Genomic DNA, 20,283 nt, shown 5'->3' on the forward strand with positions numbered 1-20,283 from the left:
AAATTCAGACGGCGTCCATGCCGGTTTCGCCGGTGCGGATGCGCACCACTTCCTCGATGTTCGAGACGAAGATCTTGCCGTCGCCGATACGGCCGGTCTGGGCCGCTTTGCGGATGGCTTCGATCGCGGCTTCGACCGCATCGTCGCCGAGCACGACCTCGATTTTCACCTTTGGCAGGAAGTCGACGACATATTCGGCGCCGCGATAAAGCTCGGTGTGGCCCTTCTGGCGGCCAAAGCCCTTGGCTTCGGTCACGGTGATGCCTTGCAGCCCGGCCTCCTGAAGCGCTTCTTTCACTTCGTCTAGCTTGAACGGCTTGATGATCGCTTCGATCTTTTTCATGTAAAAAGTGGCCTCCACTGCCAAAAAAGACGGGTTGTGAGCCCCGCTTGCGCCTCAATCAAGCACGAACTGTGCCAATTGATGGGGCGCCGAGCAGCCTCACATGATTTGGATACCATGCCGCGCAGGAATGTACATTCGCATCATTCGCTGCGTCGGATGTGCCATGAACGCCGCGAGCCTACACACCGCCGGTCCTGCCGTCCGCACAAAAATTGGGCAGATCGGATATTTCATGAGCAGCTGCGCGCCGTCGTCCCGAACGAGGTGCGCCGCCAAATTTGCTTGGGGACCTTCGTTGTTTGCGTCGGATCAAAAACTGGACAATGCTTGGGGAAATGATGTGCATGTCGCCTGATATTTCATGAGCAACGAACTTTTGTCTCCCTCCGAAATGGCCGAGGCCGACCGGCTGGCGATTGCCGCCGGTCCATTCGACGGTATTGGCCTGATGCGCAATGCCGGCGCTGCGGTTGCCGCCGTAGTGCTCAAGCGCTACCCGGCGGCGACACGCGTCCACGTGCTTTGCGGCCCCGGTAACAATGGCGGCGACGGCTATGTCGTGGCCCGGATCCTTCGGGAGAGCGCCGTCGATGTCTCTGTGTGGGCGTCCGGATCGCCCAAAGGCGGCCGTGATGCGGCACTCGCTGCCTCGGAATGCCCGGTTGAAGCTCGGCCGCTGTCGGATTTCGTTGCCGAGGTGGGCTCCGTCGTGGTTGACGCGCTCTATGGGGCGGGGCTGTCTAAGCCGCTGTCCGGCGATGCCGCCAAGGTGATCGACATTGCGGCCGAATTGAACTTGCCGGTTGTGGCGGTCGACCTGCCGTCGGGCGTTTCAGGCGAGAGCGGCAATGTGTTAGGAAAGGCCTTCCGGGCCCGGACCACGGTGACCTTCGCGCGAAAAAAGCCAGGCCATCTGCTGTTGCCGGGGCGCGAGCTGTGCGGCGACATCGAGCTCGCCGATATCGGCATAGACAACAGCATCGTTGCGCAGCTTCAACCGCGAACATTCGAGAACATTCCGGCGCTCTGGCTTGACCGCCTTCCGGTTCCGGCGGTCGACGCCCATAAGTACAAGCGCGGCCATGTTGGCGTCTTTTCCGGCGGACCGTCGACGACGGGTGCTGCGCGGCTGTCGGCGCTTGCCGCGGCCCGGAGCGGGGCAGGGGCCGTCACCTTGCTGTCGCCGGCGAACGCCATGCAGGTGAACGCGGCGCATCTGACCTCGGTAATGCTGCACAAGATAGACACTATCGCGGATGTGGACGAATTCGTCGGCAGCCGCCGCCCATCGGCCTTCGTGCTTGGCCCGGGATTTGGCATCGGGGAGAAAACGCGCGATTTTGCCCTGGTCGTACTCGGCAACGCCCATGGGCAGGGCAGCGGGATCGACGGGCTGGTGCTCGACGCCGACGGCATCACCTCGTTTCGCGACACGCCGGATGCCCTGTTCGAAGCCGCCCGTCGACCGAAAACGCCGGCTCTGGTGATGACGCCGCATGAGGGCGAGTTCGCCAAGCTTTTTCCCGATGTCGCCGGGCACCACGATTTGTCCAAGCTCGCCAAAGCCCGCGCCGCCGCTAAGCGTGCCAGTGCTATCCTCGTCTACAAGGGCGCCGACACAGTGATCGCGGCCCCCAATGGCCGGGCAGCGATCAACAGCAATGGTGCCTCATGGCTGGCTACCGCCGGTTCGGGCGATGTGCTGTCGGGCATCATCGCCGGGTTGCTGGCTCAGGGCATGCCAGCCTTCGAAGCGGCCTGTGCGGCAGTCTGGATCCATGCCGAGACCGGCAGCCGTTTCGGACCGGGGCTGATCGCCGAGGACCTGCCGCTGGCGCTGGTGGCGGTGCTGCGCGAGCTCGTTGAAAGCCGCGGGATGGCTGCCGAATGAACCGCCTGATTGCGCTGCTCGTTGCGATCATTAGTGCCATGTCCATGGTACAGGCCGCGAACGCCGAAACTCCGCTAACCATCGTCGACGACCCGGCTGTTCTCGCCGAGCTTGACAGCAAGGGCTATGGTTTCGCCGGCATTTTCGGCGTCGATGGCAAGGGCGATTTGAAGACTCTCTACGACAAGGCGCCGGCCTATCATGCGATCGTCGAAACGATTGCAAGCGACGTCGCAGCATTGCGGGCCGAGATGAAGGCCGGCAGCCGGCCGCTTTACGAGGTGACCGACGGCAATGTCGGCCGTGTCATGGACATGCGCTGGCTGAGGACCGATGCCGCGCGCTTCCGTCTCGTCGGCATAGTCAACCGGCTCGATCGGCGCGACTTCGCCGCGCTGCAAGGCGACACGAGTTGCGGCGAAGTGCGCTTCATCTATCGCCTCGCCTACAGCTTCAAGAAGAACGGCAAGGTTTTGGCCTCGCGCCTGCCGTTCAATTTCAGTGCCATCTACAATGTCGCGCCGGATGCCGATGGCGGTTGTGTCGGCGTCGCCGGACGCTGGGCACCACAACTCGACGAGAGCGTCGATGCCGGCTGGCTGATCGGCGGGCCGCTGGAAAGAGCGGCGCTCACCTTCAAGCAGCTCGAGCTCAATGCGCAAGTGGTCCGCTTCCCCTCCGGCCAGGAGACCGAATTCGGCGGACAGGCCGCCTATCTCATGCGCATTTTCGGCATCGACGGCGGGGCTGTCAGTGAAAGACCGCTGGAAAACACGCCCGACACGGCACGTCTCGCCGACGACGCTGCGCTGAAAGCAAGACTTGCCGACTATGTCCGCACCAATGTCGCGGCAATCGACTCCGGCGTCTACCAAATCCCCGATAAATTCTTGGCAAAGAAGGTAGTCTCATGGTCGACTTTCGGCAGCGCAAGGCAGGCCAACCACCCGTTCACGCCACTGTTCCAGCCCGCGGATTTAGCCGGGCTTGATTATTCCAAGCGGAAGCTGGTGCGCACGCCAGAGGCATTGGTCGAGCGGCTGGACAATGGCGCCTGCCAAGGCTGCCATCAGGCGGGTTCGACCGCCGGGTTCCACTTTATCGGCCTGGATGACAAGACGACCTCGCCGCTCAACCGCATCGAGGTCGGTATCTCACCGCATCTTCACGCCGATGTCCCGCGCCGCGTCGCCTGGCTGCGCGCGACTGCCGGGGGCAAGGAACCGAACCGCTTCCGCCCGCTGTCCTTCGCGCCGCCGGCGACATGGAACGATGCCAGCGAAATTGCCTATTCGCCGGCCGAAATGGCGATGCCGTGCTTCATGCCGGAAGATGCAGCCCGTTTCGGCGCGACTTGGCAATGCGGCGGCGGCACCGTCTGCACGCCGCTGGCGACCGCGTCCGGCGTGCGCACCAAGCTGGCGCAATGTCTGTTGCCCAAGGACAGCGAAAACATATTCTCCGGCCATCCGTGCCTGACCGGCTCGATCACCAGCAACCCGGCGCAACCTTTCAATGACCGCTATATCATCACCGGCCAGTTCGCGGCGCTCGCGCCAGGCATTTCGCGTACTGGCTACACCTGCCGACCGCCGAAGATCGGCGTGCCGGCGGGTATCGCCTATCGCGGCTGCGACGATCGGGATCGCAGCTTTGCCGCCTTCAAACCGGGCAAGCCGATGCCGAACGAGATTTGCGGATTGGTCGGCGGCAAAAAATTCGACACATGCGTGGCGACCAATAATTTCGACCAGTGCCTGGGCGGCGCTGTCAATCGCGGTAATCGTCCCGCCTGCTCGGCCGACCATTTCTGTCGCGAGGATTACATGTGCCAGTCGCTGCCGCCCGATATGCCGGGCATCGGCAAGGTGAAAGGCATCGGCTTCTGCTCGCCGACCTATTTCATCTTCCAGATGCGCATCGACAATCACGCCACGCCGTGGTCGGGCGCTGTCAGCGCGACGATGGGAGCCGGGTTCGGAGCGGCGGAAGCGGAATAGGCCGACGACTCTGACATTGGCCGCAGTAGCTCCAGGCGGACAGCTATCGATCGAGGTCGTCGGCGATGTTCGATGTCCATTCACCGTCGAAATGCCGGACGCGTTCGGCGACGATCGTATCGCTCAGCAGGCTCGACAAGGCGGAAACCAGAATTGGTTCTATCTTTGGCACCGAGCTAAATCCAAGAGCAATCAGACGGTCGGACCAGGGCGGATGGTCCGCGCTTTCGTTATCGGGCGCGTCCCACGCTTTTTGCGCATACTCCTGCAGGATGGGAAGTCTCGACAAGTGAACTGCCGCCGCGAGGATCCTTTCGAGTGGTGGACGAGGCGGCGTCATGGCGCCAAGCAGTTCACGCCGGATCGGACTGTAGACCTGATCATCGAAAAACGCACTGGCAGCACCGATCAGTAGCAGGGCGCGGGCCGCTTCATATGCGTCGCCGGACATCGCTGCATGGCGATCCGCGTCAATTTCCGCCCGCCGCGACAACCGTATTTCTTCGCGCTCCAGCGTGCGCGACAGCGGACCAAGCATCCAGTAGAACAGGCTGCCCGAAACGGTTTTTCCCGGAGGAGCGAAGTCGAAGATTAGATCGAAGCTTTTTTCGAGTTCGGCCAGGTTGAGGCCGCCGTTTGTGTCCTTGTTTCTCAGATGTGCGTTCTCATGGACCAAGATCGCGGCAAAAGCCTTTTGGTCGGTCACTGCGAGCAGAGGAAGGCCGATGGTGAGAATCGCCCTACGGCCAAGCAGCCCCAGAAACGGCCGCTCTTCACCGATACTGGCGTTGAGATCGGGGCTCAGCACGATGGTAGTCCGGCTGGCGCGGTGTTTTCCGGCAATACTCTCCCAGATGGCCCATAATTTCGGGGCTGATTCCCGAGCGATCCCCTCCGCCTTGCTGGGTCGAAAACCGGCGAACAATGTCCCGATCAACAGAACCATGCCCAGCATCGCAGCTGGGATCGCAACAACGCCAGCCGCGATGACGGCGAGCGGATGCCGGTCGAGAAACCAGATCCATAAGACTATTGGGCAGAACAGCGGCAGAGCGAAAAGCAGGACGGCAAACCTGCCGAAGCGCGCTCCCACGTAGAGGATCAGGCGCGACATCAGCGCCTCACAGCGGTATATTGTCGTGTTTCTTCCAGGGGTTCTGCATATCCTTGTTGCGCAGCATCCTGAGTGCGCGAGCGATGCGCCGGCGGGTCGAATGCGGCATGATTACCTCGTCGACATAGCCGCGCTCGGCGGCAACGAAGGGCGAAAGGAAGCGATCCTCGTAAGCCTTTGTATGCGCAGCGATTTTCTCCGCATCGCCGATGTCCTTGCGGTAGATGATCTCGACCGCGCCCCTGGCGCCCATGACGGCAATCTGCGCCGTTGGCCAGGCATAGTTCATGTCGCCGCGCAAATGCTTTGACGCCATAACGTCATAGGCGCCGCCATAGGCCTTTCTCGTGATGACGGTGATCTTTGGCACGGTCGCTTCGGCATAGGCGAACAGAAGCTTGGCCCCATGTTTGATCAGCCCGCCATACTCCTGCGCGGTGCCGGGCAGGAAGCCCGGAACGTCCACGAAGGTGACGATCGGGATCGAGAAGCAGTCGCAGAAGCGTACGAAGCGCGCCGCCTTGCGGCTGGCGTCGGCATCGAGCACGCCGGCCAGCACCATCGGCTGGTTGGCGACGAAGCCGACGGTGCGGCCCTCGACACGGCCGAAGCCGGTGACGATGTTTTTCGCAAAATTCTGCTGGATTTCGAAGAAGTCACCCTCGTCGGCAACTTTAAGGATCAACTCCTTGATGTCGTAGGGTTTGTTGGCATTGTCGGGGATCAGCCTGTCGAGCGACAGATCGTGATCGGTGACCGACTGGTGGCATTCGATCTCGGGAATTTCCGCCGTGTTGGAGGCGGGCAGCAGATCGACCAGCCGGCGCATCTGCAACAGCGCCTCGACGTCATTGTCGTAGGCTCCGTCGGCGATCGAGGACTTCGTCGTGTGGACGGAAGCGCCGCCGAGGCTTTCGGCGGTGACCGTCTCGTTGGTGACGGTCTTCACCACATCCGGCCCGGTGACGAACATGTAGGAGGTGCCGCGGACCATGAAGATGAAGTCGGTCATCGCCGGCGAATAGACGTCGCCGCCTGCGCAAGGGCCCATGATCAGCGAAATCTGTGGGATGACCCCGGAGGCCAGAACATTGCGCTGGAAGATCTCGGCGTAGCCGCCGAGCGCCGCCACGCCTTCCTGGATGCGGGCGCCGCCGGCGTCGTAGATGCCGATGATCGGCGCGCGGTTGCGCAATGCCATCTCCTGCACCTTGACCACCTTTTCGGCATGCGCCTCGGACAGCGAGCCGCCGAACACGGTGAAATCCTTGGCGAAAAGATAGACCGGGCGACCGTTGATGGTGCCCCAGCCGGTAACGACGCCATCGCCGGCGATCTTGGTTTTCTCCATGCCGAAATCGGTCGAGCGGTGCTCGACGAACATGTCGAACTCCTCGAACGAGCCTTCGTCGAGGAAGACGTCGATGCGCTCACGGGCGGTGAGCTTGCCCTTCTTGTGCTGGGCCTCGATGCGGGCTCGGCCGCCTCCCATGCGGGCGATCTCGCGGCGCCGCTCGAGTTCCTTCAGCACGTCCTTCATGACCGGTCCCCAAAACGGAAAGCTGGATTGTGGTAATCGTGGCAGCAAGTGAGCGCAAGCGCCGCTTCGCCATGGCTTCTGCTGCGCTGCAGCATCCGACCCCTTGCATTCCGAAGCGAAGTGGGCCATATGCGGCGGCATAGGCGCTTGGGCCGGGAAACTCCGGCCTTCTCGACGAATGAGACTGGTTGCGTCTGTTTTCCCTCTTCCCGACATATCGGCAAGGTGGCGAAAAAGCCCCGTGGCATGAAGCCTGCGGGCACGACAGCGCAGCCGTGTGGACGATGACGTCCGCCCGCCTTGTCGTTTCATGACAATTTTCGACGGCAGGTTGCGCCCTGCCGCCATCGATGTTTGCGGCCAGAAGCCGCATGAAAGAAGAATATTTTGACCAATGAAAACACTTTGACCGGTGAGAACACTGGGGAACTGACCGGTTTCGCCGCACTTGGAATTAGCGGTGCACTGCTCAAGGCCACCCATGCCGCCGGCTTTACCGATCCCAAGCCGATTCAGGCGCAGGCTATCCCGCCGCAGCTCGAAGGCCGCGACATTTTCGGCATCGCCCAGACCGGCTCGGGCAAGACCGCGGCGTTCGCGCTGCCGATCCTGTCGAAGATCATCGCGCTTGGCACCAGGCGCCGGCCGAAGACGGCTCGTGCGCTGATCCTGGCGCCGACGCGCGAGCTCGCCGTACAGATCGAGGACACCATCAAGATTCTCGCCAAGGGCGCACATGTCTCGACCGCGCTGGTGCTTGGCGGCGTCTCGCGCTTCAGCCAGGTCAAGAAGGTTGCACCCGGCGTCGACATCCTGATCGCCACGCCTGGCCGGCTGACCGATCTGGTGCGTGAGGGCGACCTCGTACTTGCCGACACCAAATGGCTGGTGCTCGACGAAGGCGACCGCATGCTCGACATGGGCTTCATCAACGACGTCAAGCGCATCGCCAGGGCAACGGCGCCGGACCGTCAGACGGTGCTGTTCTCGGCGACTATGCCGGCCGAAATCGCCGAGCTGGCGAAAGGCTTGCTGAAGAACCCGATCCGCGTCGAGGTCGCCCCCCACAGCACTGCGGCCGCGGAGATCGTGCAGGGCGTCGTCTTTGCCCGCACCAAGCAGAAGCGCCAGGTGCTGTCGACGATGCTCGCCGACGACGCGATGAAGTCCGTTATCATCTTTTCGCGCACCAAGCATGGCGCCGACAGGGTGACCAAGGACCTCGAGCGCGACGGCTTCAAGGCCGCCGTTATCCACGGCAACAAGTCGCAGAATGCCCGCCAGAAGGCGCTCAACGATTTCCGCGAAGGCTCGGTGCGAATTCTCGTGGCGACCGACATTGCAGCACGCGGCATCGATGTGCCCGGCATTAGCCATGTGGTGAATTTCGACCTGCCGGACGAGGCGGAGAGCTATGTCCACCGCATCGGCCGCACCGGCCGTAACGGCATGGATGGCATCGCCATCACGCTTTGCGACCCTTCGGAAAACGCCAAGCTGCGCCAGGTCGAGCGTATCATCCGCACCAAGCTGCCGATCGTTGCCGATCATCTCGGCAGCCCCGATCCGCAGCGCAATCCGGCCGAGAAGAACGAGCGCAGCTTCGAGCCGGCCAACGATCGCAACGACCACAACGGCCGTCGCGACGGCAGGCGTCCCGGCGGCGCCAACAACGGCTTCGCCAAGAAGCGTTTCGGCGGCGACAAGCCGGCCTTTGCGGGCGACCGCAAGCCGGAAGGCGCCAAGCCCTTCAAGGGCAACAACAAGCGCCGCTTCGGCGGCAAGCGGCCGGCTGCGCGGGCGGCATAACCTGACCGTTTTGCGTCCGGCCAAGCCTGGCTTGGTTACTCACGATTGAAAAGGGCGACCGGAGTGATGCTTCAGTCGCCCTTTGCTTGAGGCCTTTGGTTTACTTCACCACCGCCTCGACCCACACGACAATCCGCTGCGCGAGGGAAGGCGTGGTCGATGGCGCGAGCGCGTCGCCGGCAATGACGTGGCGCCCCAGCGACCCGCAAACACGATCCGTCGCCCCGCCACCGATCCTATTCGACCGGTGGCTTGCGGTCGAAATTCAGCGGCCGCGCATTCCAGCGGGTGACCGTGCTGATCACCCATCGGGAGAACGGCCTCGGCAGCATCCTGAGCAGCTTCAGCGTCCAGCTCAGGCGGCGTGGGAAAGTGACTTCGAAGCCGCCACATTCGATGCCTTGCGCGATACGGCGCGAGGCCAGGTTGACCGGCATCAAGCCCGGCATCGGCAGGAAGTTCTTCTCAGTCAGCCGCGTGTCGACAAAGCCCGGATTAATCACCTGGATGCGGACGTTCATCTTGTCGAAATCGTATTTCAGCGACTCGGCCAAGATATTGACTGCCGCCTTGGTGCCGCCGTAAGCGGCGGTAGTGGGCCAGCCGAAATAGGCGGTGACCGAACCGATCAGCACGACATGGCCGCGCGAGCGTACGCGCATGCGTTCGATGACCGGCACCAGGCCATTGATGATGCCGAAATAATTGACTTCGAAAGACCGACGGAAATTGCGCGCGACAAGATCCTCGCCCGGCGTTGCGATATAGCTTCCCGCGTTGAACACTGCCAACACGATCGGACCGAGATTTTTCTCGATCGCTGCAACCGTCTCTGCCATGCGTTTTTCGTCGGTCACGTCGCAAGGAAAGGCTGCAACACCCCCCGACATCTGCGCCGTTTCGACGATGAGCGTATCGATCGGATGGTCATCGGGCGCAGTCACCGCGACGACATAGCCCTGAGCGGCAAGATCCTTGGCCAGTGAACGGCCGATACCGCTGCTGCCGCCCGTAATCCAGGCGACGCCATGCTTCGGATTGGCCCGATAGAGTGTCATGCTGCGCCCCGCCGGCTCTTCTTAACCTGCGCTCTACCGGTGAAGAAATCGAATGAAAAGAGTGCTTTTCGGTACATCGTTGAAATGAATACCGGCTGGGCGCCCTTGGGTGCAGGAATTGCAGTGTGCGAATGCGACTGGACCAGGCAAATTCTTGCCTTGAAACCGAAGCTTCGGGTTTCTAGGGTTTCGCCGCACCCACAAAGGAATCTCCATGCCCCGTTCTGTGATCGACGTGATCGGCAACACGCCCCTGATCCGCCTCAACAAGGCCTCGGAAGCAACCGGCTGCGAGATCCTGGGCAAGGCCGAATTCATGAATCCCGGGCAGTCGGTCAAGGACCGCGCCGGCCTGTTTATCATCCGCGATGCGGAGCAGCGCGGGTTGCTGCGGCCCGGCGGCGTCATCGTCGAGGGGACGGCCGGAAATACCGGCATCGGCTTGACACTGGTTGCCAAGGCGCTCGGCTACCGCACGGTGATCGTCATTCCCGACACCCAGAGCCAGGAGAAGAAGGATACAATCAAACTGCTCGGCGCCGAGCTGATCGAAGTGCCCGCCGTGCCTTACAAGAACCCGAACAACTACGTGAAGCTGTCGGGCCGGCTGGCCGAGCAGATGGCGAAGACCGAGCCGAACGGCGCGATCTGGGCCAACCAGTTCGACAATGTCGCCAACCGTGACGGCCATATCCGCACTACGGCCGAAGAAATTTGGAACCAGACCGACGGCAAGGTGGATGGTTTCGTGTCGGCGGTCGGTTCCGGCGGCACTCTGGCAGGCGTCGGTTTCGGGCTGAAGGCCAAGAACAGCCAAGTCAAGATAGCGCTGGCCGATCCGCTGGGGGCTGCGCTCTATTCCTTCTACACCAGCGGCGAGCTGAAATCCGAGGGCAGTTCGATCACCGAAGGCATCGGGCAGGGGCGGATCACCGCCAATCTCCAAGGCTTTACACCCGATTTTGCCTTCCAGATCCCCGACGAGGACGCACTGCCGATCATATTCGACCTGATCCAGGAGGAGGGGCTTTGCGTTGGCGGTTCGACCGGCATCAACATTGCCGGCGCCATTCGCCTGGCGCGCGAGTTAGGCCCCGGCCACACCATCGTGACCATGCTTTGCGACTACGGCACGCGCTACCAGTCGAAGCTGTTCAATCCTGAATTCCTGCGCGAAAAGAAGCTGCCGGTGCCGGGGTGGATGGAGCAACAGAGCACGATTTCGGTACCGTTCGAAAGGGTTGCGTGATGGCGCACAAGACCGAAGCGCTGTTTCGTGACGACGCCTATCTGGGGACGGCCGACGCCACCGTCGTCGCAGTCAACGATCGCGGGGGCATCATTCTGGACCGGACGGTGTTTTACGCCACATCGGGCGGGCAGCCGGGCGACACTGGCAGCCTCGAGCGCGCCGACGGCACCGGCATAGCGATTGCCGCTACGATCACCGGCGAAACCAAGGACGAGATCATCCATGTGCCGGCGCTGGAGCAGGCAGTTCCAAAGGTGGGCGAGCGCATGCGGCTCGCCATCGACTGGCCGCGGCGGCAGTTGCTGATGCGCATGCATTCTGCCTGCCACCTGCTTACCGTCGTCTGCCCGTTCCCGATCACCGGCGCCGCGGTTTCCGAGGACGACAGCCGTATCGATTTCGACATCCCGGACGCCGGCTTTACCAAGGAAGACGTAACGGCCAGACTGATGGAGCTGGTGCGGGCCGACCACCCGATCTTCACCCGGCTCATTTCCGACGAGGAACTGGCATCCAATCCGGGCCTGGTGAAATCCAAGAATGTGCGCCCTCCGGCTGGCACGGGAAAGATCCGATTGGTCTGCATCGGCGAGAACGCCTCGATCGACAGCCAGCCTTGCGGCGGCACCCATGTAAAGAGCACCGGCGAAATCGGCGAGATCCATATCGGCAAGATCGAGAAGAAGGGCCGCGAGAACCGGCGCTTCCGCATTCGCTTTGGTCCTATGCCGCCAGCCTGATATAGGACTGCGACAGGCGGGACAGGAGAGAAAAGATGGCCGACGACAGTCCTTTCACCATCGATGCCGATTGGTTGCAGAAGCGGCTCGGCAAGCCCGGCCTGACGATTGTCGACGCGTCCTGGTATCTGCCGGCACAAAAGCGCGACGCGCGCGCCGAGTATGACGCAGCGCATATTCCAGGCGCCCGCTTCCTTGACCAGGACGCGGTTTCGGACCCCGACGCGGCTCTGCCGCACACGCTGCCGTCGCCGCAGCATTTCGCGCAATATGTCGGCGCGATGGGTATTTCGGCCGATGACACGATTGTTGTCTATGACGGGCCAGGGTTCTTTTCTGCACCGCGCGTCTGGTGGTTGTTTCGCGTCATGGGCGTATTCCAAGTCTATGTTCTCGACGGCGGCTTCGACCGTTGGAAAGCCGCCGGACGGCCGGTGACGGCGGAGCCGACGAAGATCGCCCCTTGCGTGTTTTATGCCAACTTTGATGCCGCCCGCGTCGCCAGCCTTGCGGACATGCGCCGGATCGTCGAGACGGGGGAGAGCCAGATCGCCGACGCGCGCTCGCCTGGCCGTTTTGCCGGCACCGAGCCGGAGCCGCGCCCCGGCATCCGCTCCGGTCATATGCCGGGCGCGCACAACGTGCCGTTTTCGGCGCTTTCGGAAAACGGCGAGTTGTTGCCAAAGGACAGGCTACGCAACGTGATCGAAGGAGCGGGCATCGACCTGTCGAAGCCGGTCGTCACCTCCTGCGGCTCGGGCGTCACCGCGGCAGCCATCACGCTAGCTTTGGAGACGCTTGGCCATACCGACAACAGGCTTTATGACGGTTCGTGGACCGAATGGGGCGGGCTTTCCGACACGCCCGTCGTGACAGGCAAGGACTGACGGGGATGGAAGACGGATCGCGGGAAGACATCGACGTCACCGTGACGTTTCTCGAAATGCATGTGCCGCCTGCCTATTCGCCGCCTCTGCCGTACAACCGCCAGATCGCGCTGCTCAAGACCAAAGACATTCCGCTGCATTTCTATCGCTATTTGATGGATCGGGTCGGCCGCAAATGGCACTGGGTCAATGTGTTGAGGCTGAACGACGAGGAGCTTGCGGCGGGCATCCACCGCGAGGACCGCGACATCAGGGTGCTTTATCTGGATGGTGCGCCGGCCGGCTTCTTCGACCTCAAACCGCATTTGCCGGAGGAAGTGGAACTCGCTTATTTCGGAATGATGGAGCACGCGACCGGGCAAGGCATCGGCCGCTGGTTCCTCGGTGCGGCAATCGCCGCGGCGTGGTCGCACGGGCCAAGGCGGGTAACCGTGCAAACCTGCACCCTCGATCACCCGGCAGCACTGCCGCTCTATCAAAAACTAGGCTTTACGCCAGTGGCGCAAAAAAAAGAGGTCGTACATCCGATGTCTTTCGCCGAGCGCGCGGCCAGCGTCATGCGGCCCTGATTCAGGCCGTTCATCCAGGCTTCAGCTTGTCGTTGCCACGCCCAGGGGTCTGGATCAACACTCAAAGGTGTGTCCGACTTGTATGAGCCGGGCACTTTCCATATCGCTGTCGTCTAAAAACCGATGGTGATGGAGGATCGCACGATGACAATACGGGTGGTAATGGCCGGTGCGACGGGCTGGGTCGGCAAGGCGCTGGTTCCGGCGATCGGGGCGCAAGGCGACATGGCGCTGGCCGGGGCCGTGTCACGCAGCGGCGCTGGGCAGGATTCCGGTCTGCTGGTTGGCATGCCGGCTAATGGTATTGTCGTTTCGGCTTCGCTGGCCGAGGCGCTGGAGGCGCCGTCGGACGTGCTGGTCGACTTCACCAAGCCGCATGTCGTGAAAGACCATGTGCTGCTCGCCATCGACAAGGGACGGCACGCTGTGATCGGCACATCGGGACTGGGTGCTGCCGACTATGCCGACATCGATGCCGCGGCGCGCGCCAACGGCGTCGGCGTCGTTGCCGCCGGCAACTTTTCCATCACCGCCACGCTGATGAAGCGGTTTGCACTTATGGCGGCAAAATACGTGCCGGATGTCGAGGTCATCGATTATGCCAGTGCAAAGAAGCCCGACGCGCCCTCCGGTACCGCACGGGAGCTTGCTGAGGCGTTGGCCGACATCCGCAAGACCTCAACGGCAAAGCCGGTCTCCGAGGTCTCTGGCGTGCCGGCTACACGCGGGGGTGCGGTCGGCGCAGGCGAGGGGGTGCAAGTGCACGCGCTTCGCCTGCCGTCCTACATCCTGTCCTGCGAGGCGCTGTTCGGCCTGCCAGACGAGCGGCTGACCATCCGCCACGACGCCGGCTCGTCCGCGGCACCCTATGTGGCGGGCACGCTGCTCGCCATCAGACGGGTACAGCAGATCAAGGGTCTGGTTCGCGGTCTCGACGCGCTGATGGACTGATCCATTTCGGCAGGAATCGGGTGGGAAGCTCTGTCTTGCGAGCATAATTTCCGGTCAACGACACCGGAGATTTTGCCATGACGATAAGATTCAAAGCCTTGCCAACCGACGCAGTCCGGGCACTTCAGCGCGGCGGGGCGGATGCTTATGGCCTGATGCCAGAGCGGCAGATTTCGGACGGCGACGGCGTGCCTTGCCGTCATTGCTTGAAGAATGTTGCTGCGGGGGAAGCCTATCTTGTTCTGGCCTATAGGCCTTTTCCGGAGCTGCAGCCTTATGCCGAAACCGGGCCGATCTTTCTGCATGCGGAAGAATGCGAACGCGCTGCCGAGGTTGAGTTGCTTCCAGAAATGCTCGAAAGCAGCGATTACATCGTGCGCGGTTATGGCAAGGACGACCGTATTGTTTACGGTAGCGGCGGCGTCATTCCGACCGACGCCATTGCCGCACGGGCAGAGACGTTGTTCAAACGCGACGACATTGCCTACGTCCACATCCGCTCGGCCCGCAACAATTGCTATCAGTGCCGGATCGACCGCGCGTAACCGAACAGGCTGCACCGGCTTGGGCCTGTCGCACTCCCGTCGCATACAAGCGGTAGAAAGAGACTGTCGATCGATTTGCCGACCGCGGATGAACCGGCGGAAATCTCGATAACCGAGGAAGCGGGGCTTTGGCTCCGCTTTTTTGTGCCTGCATTGTTCGCAAAACAAAAAAACCCGCCGGGATTAGCCGGCGGGCTTGAACGATTTGCCTGGAGGGCCTTAGTTGAACTTATACTTCGCACCGATACGGACGGTGTGGAAAGAAGGAGTGGTGGTGAGGACATCGCTCGGCCCTCCAAACTCCTCCAGAATGTCCTTCTCGGCAAACTGCGAATAGCGATATTCGAGACCGACAGTTACGTTGTTGGTCACGGCCGCTTCCAAACCACCACCGACCGAGAAGCCGCTCGAGCCCCAATCGATGATGTCGCCGATGGGTGAAGATGCGTTCAGATCGAAATGTTGCCAGCTGTAACCGCCAAGCACATAGGCGAGGGTTGATTCGTTGACCTTCAAACCGACCCGGCCCAGCACATCGAAACCATAGTCGGTGTCCAGATTAATGGACCCGCCGGGCACTTCCAGCTCCGAGGTCATGCCGGAGTAGCGAGCATCAACCATAACGCCGGCAACCCAGCTGCCGAAGTCATGATCGTAGCCGGCGTTCAATTCGCCAAACACGCCTTCGCCGCCGATACCGTTGAACTCCAGGTCGCCAAGCGGCGGAACATTGATCTGATGCACCGACGCACCCGCGCCGCCCGCACCGCCGATATAGAAGCCGGTCCAGTTGTAGGTAGGTGCCTCAAAGGAAGAGACACCGCCATTCTGGGCGCCAAAACGATAATTGGCTGCTACCTGGAACGTGTGACGCGATGTATCGAGGTTGATTGCGCCATCCGGTACACCGAACTCGGAAAGGACATCATCGTTGGTGCTGAATTGCGTAAAACGATATTCGGTTTTGATGGTCCAGTTGCTGTTGATGGCCGTCTCGACGCCGGCTCCGACGAAGTAGCCGCTCTGGTCCCAGTCGAAGTCAAAACCTGCGCTCGTGTCAAATTTGTATTTCTGCCATGAATAGCCACCAAGGACATAGCCCAAAGTGTTTGGCGTGAAGAGGTAGCCTGCCCGCAAGCCAGCGTCGAAACCATAGGTCTCTTTGACCGATGCGTCGAATCCAGCAACGTCGAGGGAGGTTTCGATGTTGCCGGCATGAGCGTCCAGAAGTCCGCCGATCAGGAACCGCGGCGCCACCATATAGTCATACCCAACGGTGAGTTCACCGTACAGGCCTTCGCCACCAATACCGTTGAACGACACCCCAGGAATGAAGTCGCTGCTCAACTCGTGGACGTTCGCCCCGGCGCCAACGCCAAAGCCGACGTAGATGCCACTCCAGTTGAAGCCCGCCGTCTCCGAAGAAGAGATTTCGTGAATTTTCTGCTGATCATTACCATGCCCCTGGTGAACCCGGCATCTACGTAGCATCGGCTCATTGTGGCGGCTGTAACAAAAAAGCCACAGAAAGAGCACATTGCATCAAACGGGCACCAGATGCGGGCAAGACCGGCTGTAGACCGAGAAAATTGCCTGTGAACAAGCAGCCGCCGACAGCATCGGCGACTCATCAGGAACAAACGGTTGGAAATCAGGCCGCGAGAACGGCCTTCGGCTCGACCAGTTCGTAACCGAGCGCTTCGGCCACCGCGCGATTCGTTATCTTGCCCTTGTGGACGTTCAGTCCGTTGCGCAGATGGTGGTCGTCTACCAGCGCCTTGAGGCCCTTGTCGGCGAGCTGCAGGCCATAGTGCAGCGTCGCATTGTTGAGCGCGTGGGCCGAGGTGACCGGCACCGCACCCGGCATGTTGGCGACGCAATAATGGATGATGCCGTCGACTTCATAGGTCGGCTCGGCATGGGTGGTGGCGTGCGAGGTCTCGAAACAGCCGCCCTGGTCGATGGCGACGTCGACCAGCACGGCGCCTTTCTTCATGCCCGACAGCATTTCGCGCGTCACCAGCTTGGGCGCTGCTGCCCCCGGGATCAGCACGGCGCCGACGACTATGTCAGCCGAAAAACATTCTTCCTCCAGCGCCTCGACGGTCGAGTAGCGGGTGTGAACGCGGCCGCCAAAGATGTCGTCGAGCTGACGCAGGCGCGGGATCGAGCGGTCGATAATAGTGACGTCGGCGCCGAGGCCGGCCGCCATCCGTGCGGCATGCAGGCCGACAACGCCGCCGCCGAGCACGGTGACCTTGCCGGGGAGCACGCCGGGCACGCCGCCAAGTAGCACGCCGCGGCCGCCATTGGCCTTTTGCAGCGCCGTGGCGCCCGCCTGGATCGACAGGCGGCCGGCAACTTCCGACATCGGCGCCAAGAGCGGGAGGCCGCCGCGCTCGTCGGTGACCGTCTCGTAAGCTATCGCGGTCACGCCGGAGGCCAACAGGCCCTTGGTTTGCTCCGGATCCGGGGCAAGATGTAGATAGGTATAGAGGATCTGGCCATCGCGGAGCTGAACCCATTCGTTGGCCTGCGGCTCCTTGACCTTCACGATCATGTCGGACTTGGCAAACACGTCGGCTGCCGTCTTGGCGATCGTGGCGCCGGCAGCGCGATACGCGTTGTCATCGGCGCCGATGCCGGCGCCGGCGCCGGTCTCGACCAGCACTTCATGGCCATGCGCGACATATTCGCGGACCGAGCCCGGTGTCAGGCCGACGCGGTATTCGTGATTCTTGATTTCCCGGGGGCAACCGACGCGCATCTTTTTTCTCCTGATCCGGCCCTTGGGGCTCGTTCCCTGTCTAGAGATAGTGAACCACGAATCGCTCGATAAGTGTTTGCGAATGCGCTTGCCTGAGAGGCGACTCTTCGATAATCGTTGCGCAAAACATTGCAATTGTCGCAGGAACTCGCAAAAATGCCGCTCGACAGGATTGATATCGCCATTCTTGAGACGTTGCAGAAGGATGGGCGGATACCCAATGCAGCGCTCGCCGAGAAGGTCGGCCTATCGCAGTCGGCCTGTTCGCGGCGGCTGGACAATCTGGAGAAATCCGGAACCATCCGCGGCTATCACGCCCGGCTGTCCAACGCTGCACTTGGGCACCAGATGACGGCGATCGTGCATATATCGCTGTCCGGGCAATTCGAGAAGACTTTGTCGGATTTCGAGGCAGCGATAAAGCGCTGCCCGAACGTCCTATCCTGCCATTTGATGTCGGGCGAGTATGACTACATCCTGCGCATAGCGGCAAAGGATCTCGTCGACTACGAACGTATCCACAAGGAGTGGCTGTCGGCAATGCCGCATGTGACGAAGATCAATTCGTCCTTTGCCTTGCGCGAAATCGTCGATCGCACGGCCGTGGGAATGAAACCTGAACTCGCCTAGTTGTTGACTGCCTCGGTCACCACACAGTCCATCGGAATGTCGTGCGGCTGCGGGTAGATGGTGACGATGCGCTGCAGTTCGTAGCCGACGCCGATGACCAGCGGCTTGAAGGGCATCGCGGCAAGCGTACGATCGAAGAAGCCGCCGCCATAGCCCAGGCGAAACTGCTCAGGATCGATGCCGACAATCGGCGAAATGACTATGTCGGGTAACACCGGATCGCCGTCAGCCGGTATCGGGATATTCCAGACGCCCTTCTCCAGCCGGTCTCCGTGGGTATAGGCGCGAAAGACAAGCGGCCGGTCTTTCTCGACGACGACGGGCAACGCCGTGCGCCCGCCCCGCGCGTTGACGGTTTCCATCCACGGGCGCAGGTCCGGCTCGCCACGAAACGGCCAATAGAGGCTGACCACGCGGCCGGCGACGTCACCGATCACCGCGTCGAGCCCTTCGGCAATGCGCTGCGACATGGCTGCGCGCGTGTCGGCTGAAACGGCAAGGCGGGATGCGATCAATCGCTGGCGCTCGGCCTTGCGCCAGCGCCTTACGTCGGTCCAGTCGGATAGCGGCGCTTGGAACTCCGGGTCGAGCTCGTGCATAAAACAAGGCGGCGAGGCGTACTGCGCTGAGCCTTCATCTTCATCGCTAGCCATGCTTCACCTGCAATATACAGTTCCAACCAAGTCGTATCCTGGACGCAGGCTATATCTGGGAACGAGTCTGCAGCATGCGTATTCACGACATCAAGGGACGACTCCCAGTTAGTTACAGCGCAGGGATTGCTGCACTGCACAACGACACCTACATCAGCCTTGGCGAGAGGGATGAGTGAGATGAACACAGTCAACCATCGCGTCGTCGTCGTGGGCGCCGGATTCGGCGGTCTCGAATTCACCCGCGCACTTGCCGGCGCGCCGGTGCGCATCACCATGATCGACAGGCGTAATCATCACCTCTTTCAGCCACTACTCTACCAGGTGGCGACGACGGCGCTGGCCACCTCCGAAGTGGCCTGGCCGATCCGCCATCTCCTGCGCAAGCGCGATGATGTGACGACGCTGCTCGCCGCCGTTACCGGCATCGACCGCACCGGCAAGCGCGTGCTGCTGCAGGACGGCGGCACGGTCGCTTACGACACGCTTGTGCTGGCCACCGGCGCGCGGCACGCCTATTTCGGCCATGACGAATGGGAACCGTTCGCCCCGGGCCTGAAGACGCTGGAGGACGCCACCACCATTCGACGGCGTATTCTTTTGGCTTTCGAGCGGGCCGAACGGGAAACCGATCCCGCCAAGCGTCAGGCATTGCTGACGTTGGCGATCGTCGGCGGCGGGCCGACCGGCGTGGAACTGGCCGGCACCATTGCTGAGCTGGCGCACGACACGCTGCGCGGCGAGTTCCGCAACATCGACCCGCGGCAGACGCGTGTGGTGCTGATTGAGGCCGGCGACCGCATTCTCTCCAATTTCGCTCCCGAACTCTCCGGTTATGCAACGAAGGCGCTCGAACGGCTCGGCGTGACCGTCGAACTCGGCCGGGCGGTTACGCGCTGCGATGCCGAGGGTGTCGTCTTCGGGGACACACACTTGCCGGCCAGGACAATCCTGTGGGCGGCGGGCGTCGCCGCTTCGCCGGCCGCCGAATGGCTCGGCGCGGCAGCGGACCGCGCGGGCAGAGTGCTTGTCGAGCCTGACCTGAGTGTGCCGGGAAACCCGGAGATTTTCGTCATCGGTGACGCAGCGCACGTCCTGCGGCCGGATGGCCGGCTGGTGCCGGGCGTCGCGCCCGCCGCCAAGCAGCAGGGACGGCACGTCGCCGCGACGATCAAGGCAAGGCTTGCCGGTGACGCGACACCGCGTCCTTTCAGCTACAGGCATGACGGCGATCTGGCGACGATCGGCAAGCGCGCCGCGGCCATCGATTTCGGCTGGATCAAGCTCACCGGCAGGCTTGCCTGGTGGCTGTGGGGCTTGGCGCATATCTACTTCCTGATCGGCTTTCGTAACCGGCTTGCGGTTTCCCTGAGCTGGCTATGGATCTACTTCACCGGTCAGCGCAGCGCGCGGTTGATCACCCAGGGCGACGACGATAAGGGCTGATTGTTCGCTGCCGGACATTCATCGGCGCGTCACCTCCTCTTGATGGAATCGGCTTCTGGACTCGGCTGGATTTCGGCGCGAAGCT

The 20,283-nt window shown here is 62.0% G+C and carries 18 protein-coding genes; 11 read left to right on the top strand and 7 right to left on the bottom strand.

Features of this window, described 5'->3' with window-relative positions; genetic code table 11:
• Positions 1-4 precede the first annotated feature (4 nt).
• The gene (locus tag NKH78_RS14350; protein ID WP_019857988.1) at positions 5-343 is read right to left on the bottom strand and encodes a P-II family nitrogen regulator; all 339 of its coding nucleotides are present in this window, start codon (positions 341-343) and stop codon (positions 5-7) included.
• Between the two features lie 364 nt (positions 344-707).
• On the opposite strand from NKH78_RS14350, the gene NKH78_RS14355 reads away from it, so the two are divergent.
• Both NKH78_RS14355 and NKH78_RS14360 read left to right on the top strand, forming a co-directional pair.
• A complete protein-coding gene (locus NKH78_RS14355; protein WP_352736424.1) occupies positions 708-2,237 on the top strand; it encodes an NAD(P)H-hydrate dehydratase in 1,530 nt (509 codons plus the stop codon).
• Positions 2,234-4,237: a hypothetical protein gene (locus NKH78_RS14360; protein ID WP_352689273.1), complete on the top strand. Its 2,004-nt coding sequence runs from the start codon at positions 2,234-2,236 to the stop codon at positions 4,235-4,237. Before NKH78_RS14355 ends, NKH78_RS14360 begins: the two co-directional genes overlap by 4 nt.
• Before the next feature lie 43 nt (positions 4,238-4,280).
• Here NKH78_RS14360 and NKH78_RS14365 read toward each other — a convergent pair whose 3' ends face one another.
• Both NKH78_RS14365 and NKH78_RS14370 read right to left on the bottom strand, forming a co-directional pair.
• Entirely contained in the window at positions 4,281-5,351 is a 1,071-nt protein-coding gene (locus NKH78_RS14365) for a M48 family metallopeptidase (protein WP_352883130.1), read from the bottom strand.
• A gap of 7 nt (positions 5,352-5,358) precedes the next feature.
• Positions 5,359-6,891: an acyl-CoA carboxylase subunit beta gene (locus tag NKH78_RS14370; RefSeq protein ID WP_352478807.1), complete on the bottom strand. Its 1,533-nt coding sequence runs from the start codon at positions 6,889-6,891 to the stop codon at positions 5,359-5,361.
• 387 nt (positions 6,892-7,278) lie between these two features.
• On the opposite strand from NKH78_RS14370, the gene NKH78_RS14375 reads away from it, so the two are divergent.
• Positions 7,279-8,700 (top strand): DEAD/DEAH box helicase, encoded by a 1,422-nt coding sequence (locus NKH78_RS14375; protein ID WP_352689276.1) that lies wholly within the window; start codon positions 7,279-7,281, stop codon positions 8,698-8,700.
• A gap of 236 nt (positions 8,701-8,936) precedes the next feature.
• Here NKH78_RS14375 and NKH78_RS14380 read toward each other — a convergent pair whose 3' ends face one another.
• Entirely contained in the window at positions 8,937-9,758 is an 822-nt protein-coding gene (locus tag NKH78_RS14380) for an SDR family oxidoreductase (protein ID WP_352736426.1), read from the bottom strand.
• Between the two features lie 214 nt (positions 9,759-9,972).
• Here NKH78_RS14380 and NKH78_RS14385 point away from each other — a divergent pair, with 214 nt between their 5' ends.
• From NKH78_RS14385 to NKH78_RS14410, 6 genes are all read left to right on the top strand, one after another.
• Positions 9,973-11,007, top strand: a complete 1,035-nt coding sequence (locus NKH78_RS14385; protein WP_254817174.1) for a cysteine synthase A — start codon at positions 9,973-9,975, stop codon at positions 11,005-11,007.
• Positions 11,007-11,750, top strand: coding sequence for an alanyl-tRNA editing protein (locus NKH78_RS14390; protein WP_254817175.1), 744 nt, complete (start codon positions 11,007-11,009; stop codon positions 11,748-11,750). The genes NKH78_RS14385 and NKH78_RS14390 overlap by 1 nt, the downstream gene beginning before the upstream one ends.
• 35 nt (positions 11,751-11,785) lie before the next feature.
• The gene (gene sseA / locus NKH78_RS14395; protein ID WP_352689281.1) at positions 11,786-12,637 is read left to right on the top strand and encodes a 3-mercaptopyruvate sulfurtransferase; all 852 of its coding nucleotides are present in this window, start codon (positions 11,786-11,788) and stop codon (positions 12,635-12,637) included.
• Between the two features lie 5 nt (positions 12,638-12,642).
• Positions 12,643-13,206, top strand: coding sequence for a GNAT family N-acetyltransferase (locus NKH78_RS14400; RefSeq protein WP_352689283.1), 564 nt, complete (start codon positions 12,643-12,645; stop codon positions 13,204-13,206).
• Positions 13,207-13,350: 144 nt separating this feature from the next.
• Positions 13,351-14,157: a 4-hydroxy-tetrahydrodipicolinate reductase gene (gene dapB, locus NKH78_RS14405; RefSeq protein ID WP_352736428.1), complete on the top strand. Its 807-nt coding sequence runs from the start codon at positions 13,351-13,353 to the stop codon at positions 14,155-14,157.
• A gap of 77 nt (positions 14,158-14,234) precedes the next feature.
• The gene (locus NKH78_RS14410; protein ID WP_254817179.1) at positions 14,235-14,702 is read left to right on the top strand and encodes a DUF1203 domain-containing protein; all 468 of its coding nucleotides are present in this window, start codon (positions 14,235-14,237) and stop codon (positions 14,700-14,702) included.
• A 219-nt stretch (positions 14,703-14,921) separates the two neighbouring features.
• On the opposite strand, the gene NKH78_RS14415 is transcribed toward NKH78_RS14410, so the two are convergent.
• Both NKH78_RS14415 and ald read right to left on the bottom strand, forming a co-directional pair.
• On the bottom strand, positions 14,922-16,238 hold the full coding sequence (locus NKH78_RS14415) for an outer membrane protein (protein WP_352883136.1): 1,317 nt from the start codon (positions 16,236-16,238) through the stop codon (positions 14,922-14,924).
• Between the two features lie 115 nt (positions 16,239-16,353).
• Complete coding sequence (gene ald / locus NKH78_RS14420; RefSeq protein ID WP_352507429.1) at positions 16,354-17,469, bottom strand: alanine dehydrogenase; 1,116 nt, start codon at positions 17,467-17,469, stop codon at positions 16,354-16,356.
• 156 nt (positions 17,470-17,625) lie between these two features.
• Here ald and NKH78_RS14425 point away from each other — a divergent pair, with 156 nt between their 5' ends.
• Positions 17,626-18,099, top strand: a complete 474-nt coding sequence (locus tag NKH78_RS14425; protein WP_023675099.1) for an Lrp/AsnC family transcriptional regulator — start codon at positions 17,626-17,628, stop codon at positions 18,097-18,099.
• On the opposite strand, the gene NKH78_RS14430 is transcribed toward NKH78_RS14425, so the two are convergent.
• Complete coding sequence (locus NKH78_RS14430; protein WP_352736430.1) at positions 18,096-18,752, bottom strand: 5-formyltetrahydrofolate cyclo-ligase; 657 nt, start codon at positions 18,750-18,752, stop codon at positions 18,096-18,098. The genes NKH78_RS14425 and NKH78_RS14430 overlap by 4 nt on opposite strands.
• Positions 18,753-18,932: 180 nt before the next feature.
• On the opposite strand from NKH78_RS14430, the gene NKH78_RS14435 reads away from it, so the two are divergent.
• Positions 18,933-20,198, top strand: coding sequence for an NAD(P)/FAD-dependent oxidoreductase (locus tag NKH78_RS14435; protein WP_352736432.1), 1,266 nt, complete (start codon positions 18,933-18,935; stop codon positions 20,196-20,198).
• The last annotated feature ends 85 nt before the right edge of the window (positions 20,199-20,283 follow it).

The sequence above is a fragment of the Mesorhizobium sp. M0910 genome (assembly GCF_040319465.1).
Lineage (GTDB): Bacteria > Pseudomonadota > Alphaproteobacteria > Rhizobiales > Rhizobiaceae > Mesorhizobium.

Excerpts from the sequence above, each read along its gene's own strand:
- NKH78_RS14425 (WP_023675099.1), top strand. The coding sequence starts at position 17,626 with ATGCCGCTCGACAGGATTGATATCGCCATTCTTGAGACGTTGCAGAAG.
- NKH78_RS14400 (WP_352689283.1), top strand. The coding sequence starts at position 12,643 with ATGGAAGACGGATCGCGGGAAGACATCGACGTCACCGTGACGTTTCTC.
- NKH78_RS14365 (WP_352883130.1), bottom strand. The coding sequence starts at position 5,351 with ATGTCGCGCCTGATCCTCTACGTGGGAGCGCGCTTCGGCAGGTTTGCC.
- NKH78_RS14370 (WP_352478807.1), bottom strand. The coding sequence starts at position 6,891 with ATGAAGGACGTGCTGAAGGAACTCGAGCGGCGCCGCGAGATCGCCCGC.
- NKH78_RS14390 (WP_254817175.1), top strand. The coding sequence starts at position 11,007 with ATGGCGCACAAGACCGAAGCGCTGTTTCGTGACGACGCCTATCTGGGG.
- NKH78_RS14355 (WP_352736424.1), top strand. The coding sequence starts at position 708 with ATGAGCAACGAACTTTTGTCTCCCTCCGAAATGGCCGAGGCCGACCGG.
- NKH78_RS14435 (WP_352736432.1), top strand. The coding sequence starts at position 18,933 with ATGAACACAGTCAACCATCGCGTCGTCGTCGTGGGCGCCGGATTCGGC.
- NKH78_RS14360 (WP_352689273.1), top strand. The coding sequence starts at position 2,234 with ATGAACCGCCTGATTGCGCTGCTCGTTGCGATCATTAGTGCCATGTCC.
- NKH78_RS14350 (WP_019857988.1), bottom strand. The coding sequence starts at position 343 with ATGAAAAAGATCGAAGCGATCATCAAGCCGTTCAAGCTAGACGAAGTG.
- NKH78_RS14410 (WP_254817179.1), top strand. The coding sequence starts at position 14,235 with ATGACGATAAGATTCAAAGCCTTGCCAACCGACGCAGTCCGGGCACTT.
- NKH78_RS14380 (WP_352736426.1), bottom strand. The coding sequence starts at position 9,758 with ATGACACTCTATCGGGCCAATCCGAAGCATGGCGTCGCCTGGATTACG.
- ald (WP_352507429.1), bottom strand. The coding sequence starts at position 17,469 with ATGCGCGTCGGTTGCCCCCGGGAAATCAAGAATCACGAATACCGCGTC.
- sseA (WP_352689281.1), top strand. The coding sequence starts at position 11,786 with ATGGCCGACGACAGTCCTTTCACCATCGATGCCGATTGGTTGCAGAAG.
- NKH78_RS14430 (WP_352736430.1), bottom strand. The coding sequence starts at position 18,752 with ATGGCTAGCGATGAAGATGAAGGCTCAGCGCAGTACGCCTCGCCGCCT.
- NKH78_RS14385 (WP_254817174.1), top strand. The coding sequence starts at position 9,973 with ATGCCCCGTTCTGTGATCGACGTGATCGGCAACACGCCCCTGATCCGC.
- dapB (WP_352736428.1), top strand. The coding sequence starts at position 13,351 with ATGACAATACGGGTGGTAATGGCCGGTGCGACGGGCTGGGTCGGCAAG.